Raw genomic sequence first — 20,304 nt, 5'->3', positions numbered from 1 at the left:
GCCTAAGCGCTCGAGCACGGCGTCTTCGTCAGCCCGTGCGGCGTGGCCGCCAAGCTGTGTGCGGTCAGCCGGCCTGGCGCTTGAGCTTGCGGCGCTCGCGCTCGCTGAGCCCGCCCCAGATGCCGAAGCGCTCATCGTTGCCCAGCGCGTACTCGAGACATTCGCCGCGGACGTCGCACGACGAGCAGATGCGCTTGGCATCCCGCGTCGAGCCGCCCTTCTCGGGGAAGAACGCCTCCGGGTCGGTCTGCGAGCAGAGTGCGTCGGTCTGCCAGGCGAGCGCCGAATCCTCATCGACCTCTGCACGCCTGACCCCGGGAACCCCGAGATTGACCGGATCGACAAACCAGTTCTCGGGAACGTCGGAACGGTAACCCGTCATATCGTTCTCCTTGCCCTATTACTGCCCCCCGCTGGGCCTTGCACCACTAATTACACCCGTGTCATTCGCCGCGGTCAAGTCGCGGATCGTAAACCCTCAAGCAAGTCTTGAAGGTTCACGGCGTGTCATCGGCGTGTCGCGCCGGGCTCGGCGACGAATGCCTCCCCCGTGCCGGCGAGGACGAGCACCGTCTCGTCGGCCGATGCGAAGACCGCCTGGCCGACAGGGACGTCGACAGCGTCGCCGTCCGAGCCCGCGACCGTGACCTCTCCCCCGGTGACGAGCACCACGGTCGGGCCGGTGACGTCGAGCTCGACGGCATCGCCCGTGATCCCGACGCGACGCAGGGCGAAGTCGTCGACATCGACCGGGTAGGCCGTGACGGCACCGTCCGCGGACGGCCGCAGCACGGGGACGATCCCCGGAGTCGTGTCCAGCACGGAGAGGAGTTCGGGCACATCGATGTGCTTGGGTGTGAGCCCGCCGCGCAGAACGTTGTCGCTCGCGGCCATGATCTCCACGCCGAGGCCCGAGACGTAGGCGTGCAGGAGCCCCGCACGGAGGAAGATGCCCTCGCCGCGGCGCAGCACGATGAGGTTCATGAGCAGTGCCACGACCACGCCCGGGTCGCCGGGGTTGCGCGCGGCGACGGCCCTGACCGCCTCCAGCTCGGCGGCGAACTCCACGGAGGATGCGGCATCCAGTGCGTCGATGATGTCGTCGACCTCTGTCTGCGCCGAGCCCGAGAGCAGCCACGCGATCGCGCCGCCGAGGGGATCGTCTGCCGCGGTGAGCCTCTCGCGGAGCGCGTCGGGACCGGCAGACGACCCGAGTGCGCCGACGAGACGCAGGGTGTCCTCGACGGGACGCAGTCCGCCCAGCGCCTCGAACCGGTCGCTGAGCGCGACGATGAGCTCGGGCTTGTGATTGTCATCGCGGTAGTTGCGCCGGGGGTCGTCGGCGGCGAGGTGCGCTTCGCGCGCCCAGCCGTCGTGCGCCTGCTCGATCGTGGGGTGGACCTGGATCGACAGCGGATCGGCGGCCGCGAGCAGCTTGAGCAGATACGGGAGGGATCCGCCTGTGACGGTGTCCAGCGTCGAGCCGCCGTCGACATCGGCGGGGTCGCCGGGGTGGTCGCCGAACCAGACCTCCGCCTCGGGCGCACCGGTGGGTTCGCGGTTTTCCAGTTCGGCGATCAGAGTGGACGATCCCCAGGCGTAGTCGCGGGGCTCGTTCGAGAGTCGAAGCAGCATGGCCCCAGCGTATCGAGGGGGTGGGCGCCGTCGTGCGCGGTAGCCTGATTCCGATGGCGCAGTATACGAAGCACCCCGTGGCAGCCCCGCCCGTCGCGCCGGAGCGCGAGTCGACGGGGCATCTGCTGCTGCGCGCGTACGCGACGCTCGTCCTGTTCGCCGTGTTCGCTCACACCGCGGTGTACAACCTCGTCGGCGAAGTCGGCGCCGGTGTGATCATGGCGCTGTTCCTGCTGGGCGCGCTGGCGATCGGCATCCCGATGCTCGCCCAGGGCCGCCCGCAGCCGTTCGCGTGGCGGCGCCTGCCGTGGGCCGCACTGGCGTACACGGCCCTCGCGCTGCTGTCGGTGGCGTGGTCGCAGTGGCGGCTGCCGACGATCCTGACCTGGGTGCCCTCGCGGCCGTCACCGTCAACGCGCTGCTGATCGCGCACGCGCTGGTGTGGCATGAGATCGTGCAGGCGCTCGGGTCGGCGTTCAAGTGGATCATCGGCCTGTCGATCGCCCTCGAGCTGACCGTGTCGCTCGTGCTCCACCACCCGCTGCTCCCCAACTTCGCGACCCTCCCCGACGGCGACATCGATCCGCACTGGTACTGGGTGCGCGACAACTTCTTCGACGGCGGACGCATCCAGGGGATCGTCGGCAATTCGAACGTGCTCGCGATCATCTGCCTGTTCGCCATCATCACCTTCGGTGTGCGGATCGCGGTGCGCGCCCGGTGGCGGGTCACGCACGCGCTGTGGATCGTGGCCGCCGGGTATCTGATGTTCCGCGCCTCGTCGGCGACCGCGTATCTGTGCGGTCTGGCCGCTGCTGTCGTCCTGCTCGTCGCGATCCTCATCCGGCGCACCCGCACGCTGGGAGGCCGCACGCGCATCTACGCGACGTGCGGCGGCATCGTGGCTGTCGCGGTCGCCGCGCTCGTCGTCTTCCGCGAGCCGCTGTTCGCGGCCCTGGGCCGCGGCGCGGACCTCACGGGGCGCACCGATGTCATCTGGTCGAAGGTGCTCGAGCGGGCAGCGCAGCATCCGATCTTCGGCAACGGCTTCTCGAGCCCATGGATCCCGACAGATCCCGCGTTCGACGAGTGGATCACCGACCACGGGATCACGGTCTTCCACGCGCACAACATGTGGCTGGACGTGCTCATGCAGCTCGGCGTCGTCGGTCTCGTGCTCATGGCTGCCGCGTACCTCAGCCTGCTGTGGCGGGCATGGTTCTTCGCGGTGGATCGCCCGCGCTGGGATCTGCGGGCCGATCGCCCGTTCTCGCCGCTGACGCTGCTGCCCGTGCTGTTCACGGTCGTTCTTCTCGTGCAGGGGCTCGCGGAATCCACTCCGATCATGCTCTGGGGTTGGATGCTGCTGGTGATGTTCTCGTTCAAGCTCAAGGCCGTGCCTCTGGTGGGCGTCGGACTGAGCGAGCGCTCGCGCGTCACCGAGCGCGGGCACGAGGCTCGGCGCGTCCCGTGACGTCGGCCGCCGCCGCGCTGTCCCGACTCCTCGGCTCGGTCGAGATGGCGCGCGCCTACACGCTCACCGTTCTCGGCGCCGCGTTCGGGTCGTTCGCGATCGGACGGATGACCTCGCCTCAGACGTACGCGACGATCGTGCTGCTGCTGACGGTGCTCGGGATCGCGATCCTGTTCGTGCGCCGTGAGGAGCTCTCGCTGCTGCGCATCGCCCCGACGTCGCTGCTCGTGTTCCTCGCTCTCGCACTCGCGAGCATCGTGTGGACGACCGACCGCTCGGACACATTCGTCAGCTGGCTGTGGCTGGTCGGCTTCGCCGTGATGGCCATCACGGTCGGTCACATCCGGGACACCCTTCAGACGGTTCGCGCGATCGGCGACACGCTCCGCGTGATGCTCGGTCTGTCGCTCGGCGTCGAGATCCTCTCGGGCGTCCTCCTCGATGTGCCGATCCGGTTCCTGGACATCGCCGGAAACCTCGCGGTGGGCGGTCCGATCCAGGGCCTGTTCGGCACGAGGAACATGCTCGGGTTCGTGGCCGTGATCGCGCTCATCACGTTCGTGATCGAGTGGCGGTCGCAGTCGGTCGCGGCTCCCATCGCGGTGCCTTCGATCGCGCTCGCGGGTTTCCTCGCGCTGCTCTCGGCGTCGCCGACCGTCCTGGTCCTCGCGGTCACCGTCGGCGTGGTCACGGCAGCTCTCATGATCGTGCGGCACACCCCGGCCGAGCGGCGCACGTTCGTGCAGTGGGCGCTGGGCGCGCTGGTCGTGGGGGCCCTCGTGCTCGCGTTCGCGTTCCGCCACCCGATCATCCGGTGGATGGGCGCCGGTTCCGACTTCTCCACCAGGGCCGACCTGTGGAACAAGATCCTCGATTTCTCCGCGGTCAAACCGTTCCAGGGGTGGGGCTGGTTCGGACCGTGGGACCGCGGCGAGTATCCGTTCGTGTACATCAACTACTGGCTCGGCGAGCATCATCAGACGGCGCTGAACGCGTTCTTCGACGTGCTCCTGCAGCTCGGCATCATCGGCCTCGTGCTGTTCCTGCTCCTCGGCGGCGTGGCGATCGTCCGCTCGTGGCTGGTCGCCAGCGCCCGTCGGTCGGTCGTCTACGCCTGGACCCCGTTGGTCCTCGTGACGCTGGCGGTGGATTCGATGTTCGAGAGCTTCACCCTCGACGGCGCCGGATGGTTCATGCTCGTCCTATGTGCGCTGCGCGCCGGGCAGTCGAGGTCGTGGCGCGAGAACATCGATGCCGCGAACACCGGGGTGATCCCAACGCTGGGGCCGGAGGGCGCGTAGCCGCGGATCCACAAGTCCCCCGGGTAGGCTGTCTCTGCCCGCTGATTGCCCGTCCGGTGCCGGTTCCGGCCCACGGGAAGAATTCCGGAGATCTCTCACGTGACCCACGTCCTGCAGAACGTCGTCTTTCCCCTCGATCACGACCCTGATCTTTTACCGCTGTATGCCGACCCTGAAACCTGGTCGATCATCGATGGCAAGCCTGTTCGAGTCTCCAACCGCGCTCAGATCGGCAACATCCTCGGCCGTCACCGGGCCCGGATCGGCTCCGGTCGTCGCGTCTCGCTCGGAACGTACTTCAATGCCTTCCCTGCCTCGTACTGGCAACACTGGACGAGCGTCCGGAAGATTCGTCTGACCGTGCGCACCACCGGCCCAGCGACGATCCTGGTCTATCGTTCGAATGGCTCGGGAGTGCAGCAGCGCGTCGATACACGGGAAGTCGCCGGTGAGGCCACTACTCACTTCGATCTCAGCTTGACTCAGTACAGCGACGGAGGATGGATCTGGTTCGATGTCGCCGCTGATGAGACGCACGCCGTCCTGGAGGGTGCCGAGTGGACGACGGAGCATGCACCCCAGCGAACGGGCAAGGCTTCGCTCGGCATCACGACTTTCAACAAGCCCGACTACTGCGTTGACACGCTTCAGGCGCTGGCCGCCTCTCCGGACGCCCTCGAGTTCGTGGATCGGATCTTCCTGGTCGACCAGGGCACCCAATCGGTCGCGGATCAGGAAGGATACGCCGACGTCGCCGCTGAGCTCGGCGAAACGCTTCACGTGATCCGCCAGCCTAATCTCGGAGGTTCTGGCGGCTTCGCCCGTGCGATGGTCGAGACTCTGGAGCGCCCTGATAGCGATTTCGTGCAGCTGCTCGACGACGACGTGCGGTTGGAGCCAGAGTCCTTGCGTCGCTCGATCGTGTTCGGTCAATACGCGACAAAGCCGATCCTCGTCGGCGGGCATATGTTCGATCTACTGGATCGACCCAAGCTGCACGGATGGGCCGAAGTCGTCGATGAGTCGCCGTTCATGTGGCGCAACCTGTACCAGGAGGAGATGCCGCACGACTTCGGCGCATCGAATCTGCGTCAGTCAACACTCCTGCACATGCGGATGGATGCCGACTACAACGGGTGGTGGATGTGCCTCATCCCCCTCGACGCCATCCGACAGGTCGGACTGTCGCTCCCCGCGTTCATCAAGTGGGACGACGCCGAGTTCTGCCTCCGGGCAGGCGAAGCCGGGTTCCCCACGGTATCCATGCCCGGCGTCGCGCTCTGGCACATCTCCTGGGTCAACAAGGACGACTCGATCGACTGGCAGGCGTACTTCCATGCCCGCAACCGCATCGTCGCGGGGCTCCTGCACTCGAATGCACCTCGCGGCGGCCGGCTGATCAGACACAGTCGCCGGGTCGATCTCAAGCACCTCATGATGATGCAGTACTACCCGGTGGAACTGCGCGCACGTGCACTGCGCGACGTGCTCTCTGGCCCCGGCCACATGGTGCCGAAACTCGCGAAGGCGATGCCGGAAGCTCGAGCACTCGCAGCCGAGTATCCGGAGACCACCGTTCACCGTGATCCGTCTGCAGTGCTGCACTCGCGACGGGGGCGTCAAGTCTTCAAAAGGTCGCGGCGTCATGAGTACGACAGCCCGCGTGGGCTGCGCTTGATCCGCTTCACTTTCGTCACGCTCATCGCGCACTGGCTGCACAAACCCAACCCGGCGAACGTTGAACAGCCCGAGGTCGAGTTCGGCAAGGACGATGCGCACTGGTGGCGCGTCCCAGCATTCGACAGCGCCCTGGTGAGCGCTGCCGACGGATCGGGCAAGAATATTTATACGCGCGACCGCCGGAAATACCGTCGCATGCTGCGCGAGTCACTGCGCCTGCACCGAGAGCTGCGACGACGGTGGCCCGAGCTGCAGAAGCAGTACCGGCAAGCACTGCCCGATCTCGTCTCCCCAGCGTCCTGGCGACGGATCTTCGAGGAGAAGGCATGACGATGACGTTCGACCCGGCATCGGCGACGATCGTCATCGTCACGTACAACCGTTCTCACCTTCTCTCGGGACTCCTCACGAGCATCAGCGCCATGGACCCGAAGCCCGGCCGCGTCGTCATCATCGACAACGCCTCCGCTGACGACACCACCGAGGTCGTGGAGTCCTTCCGCGATGGGATCGGCGCCGAGATCGTCTACCGCAAGCTGGAGACCAATACCGGCGGTTCGGGCGGGTTCAGCGAGGGCATGCGCACCGCTTACGAGCTCGGCAGCGAGTGGATCTGGATGATGGACGACGACGTCGAGGTCCTTCCCGACGGCCTCGCGAAGATGGGCAGGTGGACGCCGCGCTTCAAGAGCATCCAGGGACGCCGCTACGACTACGACGGCAGCGAGTTCTACTGGCAGTACCGGATCGCTGAGCGCATGGGCATCCCGATCCCGTTCGCCCCCGCCGGGTTCGACGAATCCGGCTTCAAGGAGATGAACAGCGGATGCTTCGAGGGCATGTTCATCCATCGTTCGATCGTGTCGCAGATCGGGCTCCCCGATCCGCGCTTCTTCATCTATTGGGACGATCAGATGTACGGCTGGCTGGCTTCGCGGCTCACGACAGCCGTGATCGTCGACGAGTTCGTGCTGCGCCGCACCCGCGAGATCAAGCAGTGGGACATGGGTGTGCGGCACATGAACGCATCGAGCAACGCCTACCGGTACTACATCATGCGCAATCGCGCGTTCATCAAGCAGTACTACCGGACACACGGCGTCTACAACCCGGTGCTCTTCGGCCTGGGTACGACGGCGACGTTCTTCAAAGAACTGATCCGCCTCGTGTTCGTCGAAAGAACTGTGCGCGGTACCAGTAATCTGTTCCGGGGCATCCGCGACGGCGGGAAAGCCGCGCGAGATCGCTCTTGGCGGCCGATGCCCGCATTGGAGGACTGATGAGCGACGGACAGCCCCGCCCCGAGTGGATCTTTCCTGAGGAGAAGAAGCGCGACAAGGGTCGCATCTGGTTGATCGTCGGACTGTCTGTGATCGCCTTGGCGATCGTCGGCACATTGCTGTTCTTCCTCTGCGCCGCGCGAGGCCCGGTGCCCTCCCCTCCCCTCCCCTCCCCGACCGCGAGCTCGACGACATCGTCGCCCACACCGACGTCGGATTCCACGCCCACGCCGACATCCGCTCCGACATCGACATCCGAGCCGGCTCCTTCGCGCCGCCGCGCGGATCCGGGCATGGATGTCTTCGTCGAGAAGGTCCGGCCTCGACTGGACGACGGGGTACGAGGGCTCCAGCTCGTGCAGGACAACATGGATCTCGGCGCACAGATCGTCGACTCGTTGCAGAACGACGCAGCAGTGCTGTCAGACACCCCTGCGCCGAGCTCGCTCGCTGCAGAGTGGAGCGACATGGTGACGCAGTACAGTTCGAAGCTCGGCGACCTTCGTGCGGCCTACGACAACGGTTCCGATCCCCACGCGCCTCTCGAGGCAGCAAGCACGGCTCTGCAGAAGGTACGCGCGCTCGTCGGCCTCTGAGGTCAGCTCACGCCGGAGTCAGCGTTGTAGCGGTCGAGGACGTCGTTGATCCCGGCATCGAGCACGAGCTCCCCTTTGTTCAGGTACAGTCCACGCTTGCAGAAACGGCGCAGATCCCGCTCGTTGTGGCTGACGAAGAAGAGTGTGCGCCCCTCGGCGAGCAGTTCGTCGATGCGCTTGTAGCACTTCTCACGGAAGGCCTTGTCGCCAACGGCGAGCACTTCGTCGACGAGCAGGATGGGCTCGTCGAGCTGTGACACAACCGAGAACGCCAGGCGGACCTTCATACCGTTCGACAGGTGCTTGTAGGGCGTCTCCTGAAAGTCCTCGAGCTCGGCGAATGCGATCATGTCGGCGTAGCGCCGCGTGATCTCGGCCTTGGCCATGCCGTGCAGCCCCGCGGTCAGTCGCACGTTCTCACGCACGGTCAGGTCGCCGACGAAACCACCGGTGAGTTCGATCAGGGGCGCCACTCCCCCGTGCACCGTGACCGAGCCCTCGTCAGGCAGCAGAACTCCCGCGACGAGCCTCAACAGCGTCGACTTGCCCTGACCGTTACGACCGACCACGCCGATCGAATCGCCCTGCTGCACGGTGAACGAGACATCGCGCAACGCCCAGAACTCCCCGGGGCGACTGCGTCGCGAGGCGTCGGCGAAGAGATCCTTGAAGCTCCGGCGGCCACGGCGGTTGCGTCGGAACTGCACGCCGAGGCCCTGCACCTCGATAGCTGCCTGCATCACAACTCCTTCAGCACGGGACGCTCGAGAGTGCGGAACACCCACCAGCCCAGTGCGAAGATCGCGAGGCTCATGACCACGCCGATCACCACGGTATTGGTGTGCCATTGATCGGGGAAGAACGCCATGCGATACATCGTGAAGATCCCGGCCAACGGGTTGAATGACCCGATCACTTCGAACGGCCCGGGCAAGTTCGAAACACTGTAGATGATCGGCGTCGCATAGAACAGCGCCCGCAGAATCAGCCCGGTCGTGCGTTCGAGGTCTGAATAGAGCGCGCACAACGGGGCGACGAGCATCCCCAGGCCGACGAGAAGCACCACCTGCAGGAGAACCGCGACAGGGAACCACAGAATGCCCCAGCCGAATTGCGTGCCCGGGGAGAAGATCGCGAACAGGGCCAGCACCGGTAACGAGAACAGGAACTCCATGCCCTTGCTCAGCACGATGCGGTTCACCCAGATCGAGCGAGGGATGTTGGTGGAACGCACGAGGCGGGAATCCTTCTTGAACGCCTTCGTGAAGTCCGACACCGACGAGTTGAACCACACCCACGGCAGCAGCGCGCTGATGAGGAAGACGATGTACGGATCCTCACCGACGTCGCGCTTGAACACCTGCGTGAACACGAACCAGTAGATGGCGCTCATGACCAGCGGATCGAGCACCGACCAGAGGTAGCCCAGAAGGCTCGTCGCGTACCGGACCTTCAGGTCGCGAGCGGACAGCAACCACAGCGAATGCAGATACCGCCGGGGCGTCCCCGGCGCCCCGACCGCAGCGTGACTCACGGCTCCGAGTCTAACGATCCTTGGCCCCTGCCTCTGCAACATGGGGCCTCAATCGTGTGCAGCGCGTGTCCGGGCTACCCTGGTGATGGCCGGCTTTCCGTCAGGCGCTCGTTGAAGGGAATTCGCGTTCATGCATATCGTCGTTGTCGGTACCGGGTACGTCGGACTATCGAACGCGGTCATTCTGGCCCGTCACCACCATGTCACTGCTGTCGACATCAACGCGGAGCGGATTGCGCAGATCACGGCAAAGCAATCGCCGATCGTCGACGTGGAGCTTGCCGACTATCTGGCCAATCAGCCTCTCGATCTCACAGCAAGTCTCGATGGGGAGACCGCGTATGCGGAGGCGGATTTCGTGCTGATCGCCACACCGACCAACTACGACGTGGAGACCAACCACTTCGATACGTCGACGGTGGAGGGCGTCGTAGCGACCGCACTCCGCATCAATCCGCGCGCGCGGATCGTGATCAAATCCACCGTTCCCGTAGGTTTCACCGAGTCGCTGCGCGCTGCTCATCCCGGTGCGAGCATCACCTTCTCACCCGAGTTTCTGCGCGAGGGTCGCGCGCTGTACGACAATCTGCACCCGTCGAGAATCGTCGTCGGCGACCGAGGCGAGGTCGGGCAGCAATTCGCGGAGCTTCTGCTCGAAGGCAGCCTGGAGGCCGAGGTGCCGGTGCTGCTCACGGAGGCAACCGAAGCCGAGGCGATCAAGCTGTTCTCGAACACGTATCTCGCCCTGCGCGTGGCCTACTTCAACGAGCTCGACACCTATGCGGCTTCGCGCGGTCTGAACACGGCACAGATCATCAACGGCGTGGGGCTGGATCCGCGTATCGGATCGCACTACAACAACCCGTCATTCGGCTACGGCGGTTACTGCCTGCCGAAGGACACCAAGCAGTTGCTTGCAAACTATGAAGATGTTCCACAGAACCTCATCGGGGCGATCGTCGATGCGAACCGCACTCGCAAGGACTTCATCGCCGACGACATCCTGGCCCGCAACCCCGAGACGGTGGGCATATATCGCCTGATCATGAAGGAGGGGTCCGACAACTTCCGGGAGTCGGCCATCCAGGGCATCATGAAGCGGATTAAGGCCAAGGGCATTCCCGTGATCGTGTACGAGCCAACGCTGCAGGAGGCCGAGTACTTCCACTCGGAGGTCATCGCGGACATCGATGAGTTCAAGCGCCGGTCGGATGTGATCATCGCGAACCGAAGCGTGGCGGTGCTCGACGATGTCGCCGAGAAGGTCTACACCCGCGATATCTACGGTCGCGACTGAGCAGCCCAGCGGTCGGACGCTGGCCGCGTCAGGAGAGCGTGTTGTTCCACATCGACAGCGCCGAGCCGATGGCCATGTGCATGTCGAGGTACTGATAGGTGCCCAGGCGTCCGCCGAAGTGGACGTCCTTCTCGCCCTTCTGCAGCTCGCGGTAGGTCAGCAGGCGCTCGCGGTCGGCGGGCGTGTTCACCGGGTAGTACGGCTCGTCGCCCTTGTCAGCGAATCGCGAGAACTCGCGCATGATGACGGTCTTGTCGGTGGGATAGACGTCCTTGCGCTCGGGGTGGAAGTGCTTGAACTCGTGGATGCGGGTGAAGGGGACGTCCAGGTCGGGGTAGTTCATCACCGGGGTGCCCTGGAAGTCGCCGACCTGCAGCACCTCCTGCTCGAAGTCGAGCGTGCGCCAGCTGAGCTCGCCCTCGGTGTAGTCGAAGTACCGGTCCACGGGGCCGGTGTAGACGATCGGGACCTGACCGACGAGCGCCTTCTTGTTCAAGGGCTGCGATTCGTCGAAGAAGTCCACGTTCAGCTTCACATCGATGTTGGGGTGCTCCGCCATCCGCTCCAGCCACGCGGTGTACCCGTCGGTGGGGAGACCCTCCCACGTGTCGTTGAAGTACCGGTTGTCGTAGTTGTACCGGACGGGCAGTCGGCTGACGATGTCACCGGAGAGCTTGTGCGGGTCTGTCTGCCACTGCTTGGCGGTGTAGTCGCGGAAGAACGCTTCGAACAGCGGCCGCCCGACGAGAGCGATCCCCTTCTCCTCGAAGTTCTGGGCCGTCTTGACGTCGAACTCGCCAGCCTGCTCCTTGATCAGAGCCCGCGCCTCGTTCGGCGAGTACGCGGCCTGGAAGAACTGATTGATGGTGCCGAGGTTCACCGGCATCGGATACACGACGCTCTTGTGGTTCGTGTAGACGCGGTGCACGTAGTTCGTGAACGTCGTGAAGCGGTTCACGTACTCCCACACCGTCTCGTTCGAGGTGTGGAACAGATGAGCTCCGTACCGGTGGACCTCGATGCCCGTCTCGGGCTCGGCCTCGCTGTAGGCGTTGCCGCCGATGTGCGAACGGCGTTCGATGACGGTGACCTTGCGGCCGGCTTCAGCGGCGCGCTCGGCGATGGTGAGGCCGAAGAAACCCGACCCGACGACGAGGAGATCCATACTTCCAGCGTACCGGCGGGCGCTCAGCGCAAAGAATCTAGAATGGCAAAGCCATGACTCTGCAGATCTTCGTGCCCTTCTGGGGTGACCCTGACCTTCTTTTCAAGACGATCGACTCCGTCCGCGCCCAGCACAATCCCGCCTGGGAGCTGACCATCATCGATGACTGCTACCCCGACGAATCGGTCGCTGCACGGCTGTCCGCCGAGACGGACCCGCGCATCACCTACCTGCGCAACCCCGCCAATCTCGGCATCACCGAGAACTATCGCGAGGCGATCCGTCGCGCGACGGCCAGCCACATCACGATCCTCGGCTGCGATGATCTGCTGCACCCGAACTATGTCGACGTGATCCTCGGAGCGATCGATCGTCACCCTGCGGCCGACGTCATCCAACCCGGCGCTCAGGTCATCGATGAGCACGGCTCGGTGATCCGGCCGCTCGCCGACCGAATCAAGCGGAGCGTCCTGACGCCCCGCGGCGGTGAGAGCGTGCTGGCCGGCGAGCAGATGGCTACGAGCCTGCTCCGCGGCGACTGGCTCTATTGGCCCTCGCTCACCTTCCGCACCGAGACCCTGCGCCGGATCGATTTCCGCGAAGGTTTGCCGATCATTCAGGATCTGGCACTGCTCATCGACATCGCGTTCGACGGCGGCGCACTCGTGTACACGCCCGAGCTCGCGTTCTCGTACCGTCGCCACGGCTCGAGCGCATCGCAGAAGACGTTGCTCGACGGGCGCAGGTTCCGCGATGAGCGGTCCTACTACAGGCTCGCTCGTGAACTGGCTAAGAAGCGAGGGTGGCGCCGCACAGCAAGGGTCGCTCGCGTGCGGCTCCTGGGACGCCTACATGCGGTGACCGAAGTCCCTGGCGTTCTGCGGCACGGTGACCGCGCTGGGCTAAAGTCGACCCTGGCCCATATCTTCGCCGTCTGACACATCCGAGAGGTCCCATTCATGGTCGAACAGGTACTCATCACCGGCGGAGCGGGCTTCATCGGCTCGCACCTGGCGCGCCGCTTCGCACGAGACGGACACCGGGTAACGGTCCTGGACTCGCTCGAGAAGCAAGTGCACGGCGACGACCCCGCCACCACCTCTCCCCTTCTCCGCGACGTCAGTGAAGTCGCCACGGTCCTCGAAGGCAGTGTGACTTCACCTGACCACCTCCGGCGCGCACTCGAAGGGGCGACGATCGTCATCCATCTCGCCGCCGAGACCGGCACCGGCCAGTCGATGTATGAGATCGACCGGTACACGGCGACGAACGTGGGCGGCACGTCCAAGCTGCTCGACATCCTGGCCAACGACAAGCACTCGGTGCAACGCGTCGTCATCGCTTCATCACGATCGATTTACGGCGAAGGCGCCTACCTCACAGAGGACGGCAGAACCGTCTACCCGGGCCATCGGGCCGATGCAGACATGGCGGCTGGCGACTTCGAGGTTCATCACCCCGGCGAAGGCGCGCTCACGCTGACGCCGACTGATGAAACAGCACTGCTTCACCCGTCGTCGGTCTACGGCATCACCAAACAGATGCAGGAAGCGCTGATCATGACCGTCGCCCCCACGCTGGGGATCGACGCGACCTCTGTGCGCTACCAGAACGTGTACGGTCCGGGACAATCCTTGAAGAACCCGTATACCGGCATCCTCTCGATCTTCTCGACGCTGATCCGCCAAGGCAAGGAGATCAACATCTTCGAGGATGGCGAGGAGAGCCGCGACTTCGTCTACATCGACGACGTGGTCGAGGCCACCTTCCTCGCGGCAACTCATCCCGCGGCGGTCGGTGAGATCTTCAACGTCGGCTCTGGCGTCGGAACCACCGTCAACGAGGTCGTCTCCGCGCTGTTCGCGGGACTCGGCAGAGAAGTCCCGACTCGGGTGTCCGGCAATTACCGCCTCGGCGACATCCGGCACAACATCGCCGACACGAGCAAGATGAGCCGCCAGCTCGGGTTCACCCCCGCCGTTTCTTTCAGGGACGGTGTCGCGGCCTTCGCGCAGTGGGTGCTCACCGAGCCCGTCGAGCAGGACTCGTACCAGCGTTCGCTCGATGAGATGGCGGAGCGGAACCTGCTCAAGTGACACGCGCGTTGCACGAGCCGCGGGAGTTCCCCTTCCGCACGAACAGCCTGAACCTGTTCCGTCTGATCCTCGCGGCTCTCGTCCTGATCGCGCACGCGTATTACACCGCGGGCTACGACTGGTCTCCAGGGTTCAACGGTGAGAATCTCGGCGGGTGGGCGGTGATCGGCTTCTTCGTGATCAGCGGTTTCTTGATCACGAGATCGCGCCTGCGCACCGACGCAGGCGCATTCCTCGTGCACCGCATCGCCCGCATCATGCCTGCGTTCGTGATCTGCTTGCTACTGACAGCCGCCGTGTTCGGACCGATCGCGATGCTGGCTGCACACGGCTCGCTCGCAGGCTATGCGACGACCGGGCCCACTCCCCTCGAATACGTCTGGGGCAACCTGTTCCTGCACATCGACCACTATGCGATCGGCGAGTCGCTGAGCACAGTCCCGTACGCGAACACGTGGAACGGCTCGCTGTGGACGCTGTACTTCGAATTCGTCTGCTACCTCATCGTCTGGGTTCTCGGCGGGCTCGCGGTGTTCCGTCGCTCTGTACTGCTCACCGCCGGGCTTTGGGCGTTGTCGATCGCCGTGCGAATTCTCATGGCAACGGGGACGACGGGTGGACTCGACAGTGATTTCGAGTTGCTCGCGCGATTGCTGCCCTACTTCCTCGGGGGCTCGCTGGTCTATCTCATCATTCAGCGCTGGTCGTACGTGCCGCTGTTGGGTCTCATCGCCGCACCGATCGCTGCTGTGCTGATGGTGCTCGTCCCCATCGCCGGCGGACCGCTTGCCGCGCCGTTCCTCTGCTACGCCCTGCTCTACTTGTCGACAGTCGTGCGGCAACCCGACTGGATCGCCCGCAACGACATCTCGTACGGCTTCTACATCTACGCCTGGCCGATGCAGCAATTGATCTTCATCTTCGGCGGCGCGCAGTTCGGAATCGTCGTGTACATCCTGATCACTGCCGTGGCGACCACGCTGCTCGCGCTGGCGAGCTGGTTCCTCGTCGAGCGACCTGTGATGCGGCTGGCGCGCGGCAGGACCGCGGTGCCGGCGCACTCCAGCGCCTCCTGACGACGCCTTCAGGCCCGACGGCGTCGCGCGCGGCGACGTGCCTCGCCCCACAGCCGCAGCAGCAGCAGCCGCGACTGCAGCGCTTTGCGGACTCCGCGTGGTCTCTCGCTCGACGCGTTCTCGGCGTGCAGCCTGCGGCGCAGAGTCGGCTGCTCCACATGCGCGAGTTCGCCATCGGCATTGGCCATCGTGGCGATCCACAGATCATGAGATTCAGTGAGGTAACCAGGAAACGGCAGCACTCGACCCAGGAAGTCGCGTCTGACAGCCATCGCGCACCCGAAGTACGGCGCGTCTCCGATCAGCATTCGCCATTGGTTCCGTCTACGTCTCGGAGCATCCTCCGCCCTGAGGAGCCAGTCGTGACCGGTCAACGGCGAGCGCAATGGTGCATCGGTGCCCAGGAGCACGAGATTGGAAGCCGCGACGCCTGCAGTCGCGGTCGCCTCGAGCAGCAAAGCGCGCCGACCCGGGATCCAGATGTCGTCTTGATCCGACAGCATCACCACATCGCCGGTCGCGAGAGCGAGCGCCTGCTCGAACGTGCGCACGTACCCGAGGTTCTCAGCGCGCGGATGAACTGAAACGCGAGGGTCCTCAATGGATTCGAGCAAGGCGACGGTCGCGTCTCCTGAGGCGTCATCGACGATGATGACCTCGTCCTGCGGCTCGAGTTCAGCGAGGATCGAATCCAGTTGCTCCCGCACAAAGGACGCGCCGTTATACGTCGCCATGCAGACGCTGACGCGCAGCTCGGTCATGACTCGCCTTCCAGGAGATCATTCGGCCTCGCCGCGCTCTCGTGCAGCGCCCCTCGCAGCACCATCAGCTGGTATCCCGCGACGCACAGTTCGGAGATCGCAACCGCCCATGCGACAGCCGGCAGCGAGCCGATGATTGCGAACAGGATGATCATCGGCGCGCCGACGGCCGCGCCGATCGCGGTCGAGATCGCAAGCGCTCGAACCCGCCCGAGACTCACCAGGCAGGCGTAGCCGACCACCGCCGCTGCAGCGATCCCGACGAATGCCACACCGAGCGGCAGCGACACCGTTATCGGCACCGTGATCCTGCCGACCGAGAGCAGCGTCGACACCCAGGGACTGAGCACTGCGATCAGAGCGCCCGCGATGATGCCGATGGCGATGGCCGCGAGCGACGCTACGCGCATGCGTCGACGTCGACCGCCGTCATCGACTGGGACCCAGCTCTGAAAGAACTGCTGGATGGGCAGGAATGCGATGGACGCGTATTTGAACAGCCGATCGGCATACGCATACATCGGCTGCAATCCGGGCAGGAACGTCTGAACAGCGACCATGGGCAGAGTGACGTACAGTCCGCTCACGAGCGTCGCCGAGACGGCGTGCCGTTGGGAGGCGAGGAGCGATGTCAGAGGCGTACGGTCCACGAAATCGGCGTCCTGCGGCGATCGTTGCACGACCAGAGCCGACAAGCTCACCGCCGCAATGTAGCCGAGGCCTTGGAAGAGTAGATAGACCCAGAGCTCTCCGGTCATCCACGTACCCACGAGTCCGAGCACCGCGCCGGCGATGGTGGGTACGGTATCGAGGACCAGCAGTCGCTTCGGGCGCCCCTCACCCGTGAAATACCAGCTCGCGTTGAGATACGGCAGCAGATAGACGGCCGCGCCGAGGATCGAGACGATCAGTTCACCACGGGTGAGAATGACCAAGAGCAGTGCGAGAACCGGAAAGACGCACACGTACAACAGGGCCCTGGCCTGCAAAGAGCGCCGGAAGAACGCGGGACGCCGTCCGATGGGCGTACCAGCCACTGTGGCGGCACCGACCGCTCCCCACCCGAACGCGACTAGGATGCCCCCGAACTGGGAAACGGTCTGTACCAGTGCGAGCCTGCCCCACGCGATGTCCCCCACCGAAGCAGTCAGCAGCGGGATCGAGACGATTCCGAGAACAGTGACCAGGAGCACCGATACGGTGAAGCCGCTGAGCCGCCCGACCGTGCGACGAGCGCCGGCGTAACTCACGTATGCTCCCGCTCGAGCACCGACGCGTCCCAGATGATGCTGTCGGCAACCGGCTGCAGCGCATCGGGCATGCGGCCCATGCGCCCGCGGATCGCTGCGTTGATGGCCGCACGATACAGACGCCACAGCGCACGGCGGGGTCGCGCCACCCCGAGAGCGTTGACGAAGTGGATTCCGTCGAGAAGCGTGTCCCGGAGGATCTGCACCGGCGCTGCCCACAGGTACTCGCGGTTGAGGACGATCCTGTTGCGCACGCGATAGAAGTAGCGGAACGGCGTGCTCAGCGTGATCTCGGGCGGGATGCCGGGCAGGCGCACCGCACGGCCGAAGAGCTCTCGGCGGTACTGGGTGCCGAGCGCATGCCCGAGGCGCAGACCCGCAGCAGCGAGTACCGCGTACCCCTCGCGGCGCAGTCGCAGCTCGAACTCGGTATCCACGAGGTCGATGAAGTAATCCGCGCGCAGTTCGCCGATTCTGTCCACCACGTCCAGCGGCAGCAGCATTCCCGACTGGATGACGTTCGCCGCGGGACCGTACGTTGCGATCGCTCCGCGCGCCTGACGGACCGCCGCGAAGTACTCCGGCACGATCACGCCGACCCGGACGTCGTCGGCGCTGGCCGCGTCATATGCGGTACGCAACGCGTCGACGAAGCCGGCAGGCACGAGCGAGTCCTGGTCGAAGGTGATCACGACCTCCGCGCCGGACTCACGCGCGAGGCGGATGCCGGTGTTGAGAGCTCCTGCGATGCCGCTGTTCACGTGCTGTCGATGCACGGTGACCCCACTGGCTGCGAGACGATCGAGAGCCGCGTCGGCGACCGGGCCGGACCCGTCGTCGACGACGATCACTCCGTCGACCTGCGCCGACACCGAAGCCACGGCATCCTCCGCTTCCGCACCAGGGCGGAACGTCGTGAACACCGCCCAGGCGGTTGGAAGATTCGGTTTCATCGCGCACCTAGACTAGCCTCATTCGCTGATGCGAAACTCAGACCGGGAGGATGAGCGATGACCTCCGAGCCTGGCCGCGGTGCCATCGTCCTGGCCGCGTACTCCCCCGATCCGGAGCTCTTCCGCGCCCAGTTGCGCTCCTTGCAGGATCAGAGCATTCGAGAGTGGGAATGCATCGTCTCAGTCGATGGCGAGCGAGATGCGGTGGAGAGCCTTGTCTCCGACATCGTCGGCGGGGATGAGCGCTTCCGGGTTGTGGGCGACGGCTCGCGCCGCGGTTTCTATCACAATTTCGAGTACGGGCTCCGCGCCGTCAGCGAGGACGCTGCCTGGATCGCCCTGTGCGATCAGGACGATCGGTGGGAACCGAACAAGATCGCCGCTCTTCTGCCTCATCTGAAAGAGGTGTCGCTGGTCTCCGGACAGGCGCGTCTGGTGCGCTATCCGTCCGGCGAGATCACCGGGGTGACCGATCGCGGCGACCACGGCGCGATCCTCACGCTGCTGTCGAATCAGTTCACCGGTTCACTCTGTGTGCTCGACGCAGCCATTCTCGCCACGGCGCTTCCCTTTCCCGTCGTCTCGAGCCGTGTCGCCACCCACGATCACTGGTTGGCCGTAGTCGCGGGGGCGTACCGCGGCACGCGGATCGTCGACGACGTGGTGCAGGACTATGTGCAGCACGATGCGAATGTGTTCGGCGACCCCAGTCGCCTGGAGAACGCAGGCCTCGCCGCCTCAGTGCGAAATGTTCTTTCGTTGGCGCAGCGTTATGAGGGATCTCGCTCCCCTCTGTCGTTGATGCGCATGACTTTCTGGACGTACGTCGGTTGGCGACAGGTCATGGTCGACACGCTCCGGTCGCGCACGGGTCTCCCGGATGAGCGGATCGAAGCGGCGTTCGGCGCCGGACGCCGTTGGCCGGCACTGAACACGCTTCTACGCAGGGCTGCCAGGTCGGGCGTCGTGCCCGCCCGTTTCGTTCTGGAGTACCGCGCGAGTTGGCTCGCCGGCCTGCTCAGCGGTGGGCGCGAAGCCGCCCGTCACGCTGCTCACCGCTCGCCTTGACCCTCGCCCTTGCGATCTTCGAGCCGCTGCACGCGTTCGCTCAAGCGCTCGCTCTCCGCGCGCAGGATCGCGGATTCTTCGGCAAGACGACGCACTTCTTCCTCGGCCCCGCTCAGCTCCCACGACAGGTGCAACGCGACGCCCATGAGCAGAAGGATTGCCGCGGCGAAGAGCAAGTTGGATGGCAGCTGCACCCCCAGCGCTACGGTGAGCGCTTCCCAAAGCCCGGGGAAGATGCCGGCGACGAGCACCGCGAGCGCGATGACCAGCCAGAGCACCGCGTACTTCTCGCGCAGTCGCCTCGTCAGCAGCATCCACAGCACGAAGGCGATGATGATGGCGGAGAGGACGATTCCGGCGATGGCGATCATTCGACGCTCCCTTCGTCCCGTGTCCGTCGTCGAGGATTGCGCATGACCGCGAGCAGCAGTGCGAATGCCGAACGCAGCAGGTAGATGGCGGCGCCGATCGGATGCTGACTGGGCGTCCCGTGGGAACGCGCTCGCATCGCCACGGGAACCTGGGTGACCGTGAGTCCGGCGTGCACCGCAGCCACAAGCGAATCGAGAGTGTCTCCGAGGTATTCAGCCGGGTAGTACGACACGTACTGTTCGATGGCGCGCTGGTCAGCAGCGCGAAAGCCGCTCGTGACGTCTGTCAACCGCGTCTTCGCGATCCGCGAGACGACACTGGCGAGCACCGCCATCGCCCAGCGCCGTGGACCGCGCACGGTGTAATCTCCGACATCGGCGAAGCGCGCGCCGATCGAAATATCTGCGTGTTCGAGACCTGCCAGCACCCGGGCGATATCAGCCGGGTCGTGCTGCCCGTCGGCGTCGACCTGGATCGCCCTCTCGTATCCGTTCCGTGCGGCGTACGTGAAGCCCGTACGCATCGCGCCGCCGACGCCGAGGTTGAATGGAAGACGCAGAACGACGGCACCGGCCGCTGCCGCAACATCAGCGGTGCCGTCGGTGGAACCGTCGTCGATCACGATGACGTCGTACTCAGCGGACGCCGCATTTATTTCGCGGATCGTAATGCCGACGCTTCGTGCTTCGTTCCACGCGGGCACGAGCACTGCGACTCTCAGGCTATCGGGACTCATCATGGCAAGCTTATGGTGCGCCGCTGAACG

Annotated in this window: 21 protein-coding genes; 11 read left to right on the top strand and 10 right to left on the bottom strand. The window is 65.1% G+C overall.

Annotated elements, in window-relative coordinates; translation table 11 throughout:
* Positions 1–64: 64 nt before the first annotated feature.
* On the bottom strand, positions 65–382 hold the full coding sequence (locus HWX58_RS05115) for a WhiB family transcriptional regulator (RefSeq protein WP_175985933.1): 318 nt from the start codon (positions 380–382) through the stop codon (positions 65–67).
* A 125-nt stretch (positions 383–507) separates the two neighbouring features.
* Positions 508–1,635 carry a mannose-6-phosphate isomerase, class I gene (gene manA, locus HWX58_RS05110; protein ID WP_175985932.1) on the bottom strand — a complete coding sequence of 376 codons (1,128 nt, stop codon included), beginning with the start codon at positions 1,633–1,635 and terminating at the stop codon, positions 508–510.
* 53 nt (positions 1,636–1,688) lie between these two features.
* On the opposite strand from manA, the gene HWX58_RS15045 reads away from it, so the two are divergent.
* The 6 genes from HWX58_RS15045 to HWX58_RS05085 all read left to right on the top strand — a co-directional run bounded on the left by HWX58_RS15045 (position 1,689) and on the right by HWX58_RS05085 (position 7,966).
* Positions 1,689–2,060: a hypothetical protein gene (locus HWX58_RS15045; protein ID WP_250646107.1), complete on the top strand. Its 372-nt coding sequence runs from the start codon at positions 1,689–1,691 to the stop codon at positions 2,058–2,060.
* Complete coding sequence (locus tag HWX58_RS05105) at positions 1,997–3,109, top strand: O-antigen ligase family protein (protein WP_250646106.1); 1,113 nt, start codon at positions 1,997–1,999, stop codon at positions 3,107–3,109. The genes HWX58_RS15045 and HWX58_RS05105 overlap by 64 nt, the downstream gene beginning before the upstream one ends.
* Positions 3,106–4,410, top strand: coding sequence for an O-antigen ligase family protein (locus HWX58_RS05100; protein ID WP_250646105.1), 1,305 nt, complete (start codon positions 3,106–3,108; stop codon positions 4,408–4,410). Before HWX58_RS05105 ends, HWX58_RS05100 begins: the two co-directional genes overlap by 4 nt.
* 99 nt (positions 4,411–4,509) lie before the next feature.
* On the top strand, positions 4,510–6,420 hold the full coding sequence (locus HWX58_RS05095; RefSeq protein ID WP_175985931.1) for a glycosyltransferase: 1,911 nt from the start codon (positions 4,510–4,512) through the stop codon (positions 6,418–6,420).
* Positions 6,417–7,370 (top strand): glycosyltransferase, encoded by a 954-nt coding sequence (locus tag HWX58_RS05090; RefSeq protein ID WP_175985930.1) that lies wholly within the window; start codon positions 6,417–6,419, stop codon positions 7,368–7,370. The genes HWX58_RS05095 and HWX58_RS05090 overlap by 4 nt, the downstream gene beginning before the upstream one ends.
* The gene (locus HWX58_RS05085) at positions 7,370–7,966 is read left to right on the top strand and encodes a hypothetical protein (protein ID WP_175985929.1); all 597 of its coding nucleotides are present in this window, start codon (positions 7,370–7,372) and stop codon (positions 7,964–7,966) included. The genes HWX58_RS05090 and HWX58_RS05085 overlap by 1 nt, the downstream gene beginning before the upstream one ends.
* Positions 7,967–7,968: 2 nt before the next feature.
* Here the strand turns inward: HWX58_RS05085 and HWX58_RS05080 are convergent, their stop codons facing one another.
* Complete coding sequence (locus HWX58_RS05080; protein ID WP_175985928.1) at positions 7,969–8,706, bottom strand: ABC transporter ATP-binding protein; 738 nt, start codon at positions 8,704–8,706, stop codon at positions 7,969–7,971.
* Positions 8,706–9,500 (bottom strand): ABC transporter permease, encoded by a 795-nt coding sequence (locus HWX58_RS05075; protein WP_175985927.1) that lies wholly within the window; start codon positions 9,498–9,500, stop codon positions 8,706–8,708. The genes HWX58_RS05080 and HWX58_RS05075 overlap by 1 nt, the downstream gene beginning before the upstream one ends.
* A 130-nt stretch (positions 9,501–9,630) precedes the next feature.
* Here HWX58_RS05075 and HWX58_RS05070 point away from each other — a divergent pair, with 130 nt between their 5' ends.
* Positions 9,631–10,797, top strand: coding sequence for a nucleotide sugar dehydrogenase (locus tag HWX58_RS05070; RefSeq protein ID WP_175985926.1), 1,167 nt, complete (start codon positions 9,631–9,633; stop codon positions 10,795–10,797).
* Between the two features lie 28 nt (positions 10,798–10,825).
* On the opposite strand, the gene glf is transcribed toward HWX58_RS05070, so the two are convergent.
* Positions 10,826–11,962: a UDP-galactopyranose mutase gene (gene glf / locus HWX58_RS05065; protein ID WP_175985925.1), complete on the bottom strand. Its 1,137-nt coding sequence runs from the start codon at positions 11,960–11,962 to the stop codon at positions 10,826–10,828.
* 53 nt (positions 11,963–12,015) lie between these two features.
* On the opposite strand from glf, the gene HWX58_RS05060 reads away from it, so the two are divergent.
* From HWX58_RS05060 to HWX58_RS05050, 3 genes are read left to right on the top strand one after another with little or no spacing between them, the layout of a single operon-like run.
* Positions 12,016–12,900 carry a glycosyltransferase family 2 protein gene (locus HWX58_RS05060; protein ID WP_175985924.1) on the top strand — a complete coding sequence of 295 codons (885 nt, stop codon included), beginning with the start codon at positions 12,016–12,018 and terminating at the stop codon, positions 12,898–12,900.
* Positions 12,901–12,921: 21 nt separating this feature from the next.
* The gene (locus tag HWX58_RS05055) at positions 12,922–14,058 is read left to right on the top strand and encodes an NAD-dependent epimerase/dehydratase family protein (protein ID WP_175985923.1); all 1,137 of its coding nucleotides are present in this window, start codon (positions 12,922–12,924) and stop codon (positions 14,056–14,058) included.
* Positions 14,055–15,134 (top strand): acyltransferase family protein, encoded by a 1,080-nt coding sequence (locus HWX58_RS05050; protein ID WP_175985922.1) that lies wholly within the window; start codon positions 14,055–14,057, stop codon positions 15,132–15,134. Before HWX58_RS05055 ends, HWX58_RS05050 begins: the two co-directional genes overlap by 4 nt.
* Positions 15,135–15,142: 8 nt before the next feature.
* On the opposite strand, the gene HWX58_RS05045 is transcribed toward HWX58_RS05050, so the two are convergent.
* The 3 genes from HWX58_RS05045 to HWX58_RS05035 all read right to left on the bottom strand — a co-directional run bounded on the left by HWX58_RS05045 (position 15,143) and on the right by HWX58_RS05035 (position 18,098).
* Positions 15,143–15,895, bottom strand: coding sequence for a glycosyltransferase (locus tag HWX58_RS05045; protein WP_250646104.1), 753 nt, complete (start codon positions 15,893–15,895; stop codon positions 15,143–15,145).
* A complete protein-coding gene (locus tag HWX58_RS05040) occupies positions 15,892–17,034 on the bottom strand; it encodes a polysaccharide biosynthesis protein (protein ID WP_175985921.1) in 1,143 nt (380 codons plus the stop codon). The genes HWX58_RS05045 and HWX58_RS05040 overlap by 4 nt, the downstream gene beginning before the upstream one ends.
* Positions 17,035–17,141: 107 nt before the next feature.
* Positions 17,142–18,098, bottom strand: a complete 957-nt coding sequence (locus HWX58_RS05035; protein WP_175985920.1) for a glycosyltransferase — start codon at positions 18,096–18,098, stop codon at positions 17,142–17,144.
* A gap of 57 nt (positions 18,099–18,155) precedes the next feature.
* Between HWX58_RS05035 and HWX58_RS05030 the strand changes: the two genes are divergently transcribed.
* Complete coding sequence (locus HWX58_RS05030) at positions 18,156–19,166, top strand: glycosyltransferase (protein ID WP_175985919.1); 1,011 nt, start codon at positions 18,156–18,158, stop codon at positions 19,164–19,166.
* Here HWX58_RS05030 and HWX58_RS05025 read toward each other — a convergent pair.
* Together HWX58_RS05025 and HWX58_RS05020 are read right to left on the bottom strand one after the other, a co-directional pair.
* Positions 19,151–19,537 carry a DUF2304 domain-containing protein gene (locus HWX58_RS05025; protein ID WP_175985918.1) on the bottom strand — a complete coding sequence of 129 codons (387 nt, stop codon included), beginning with the start codon at positions 19,535–19,537 and terminating at the stop codon, positions 19,151–19,153. The genes HWX58_RS05030 and HWX58_RS05025 overlap by 16 nt on opposite strands.
* Positions 19,534–20,277, bottom strand: coding sequence for a glycosyltransferase family 2 protein (locus HWX58_RS05020; RefSeq protein ID WP_217702949.1), 744 nt, complete (start codon positions 20,275–20,277; stop codon positions 19,534–19,536). Before HWX58_RS05020 ends, HWX58_RS05025 begins: the two co-directional genes overlap by 4 nt.
* Positions 20,278–20,304 lie beyond the last annotated feature (27 nt).

This window comes from Microbacterium tenebrionis (assembly GCF_903645325.1).
GTDB classification, from domain to species: Bacteria; Actinomycetota; Actinomycetes; order Actinomycetales; family Microbacteriaceae; genus Microbacterium; species Microbacterium tenebrionis.
The sequence above is the reverse complement of the archived record's forward strand: the minus strand, read 5'-3'. Positions and strand labels throughout refer to the sequence as shown.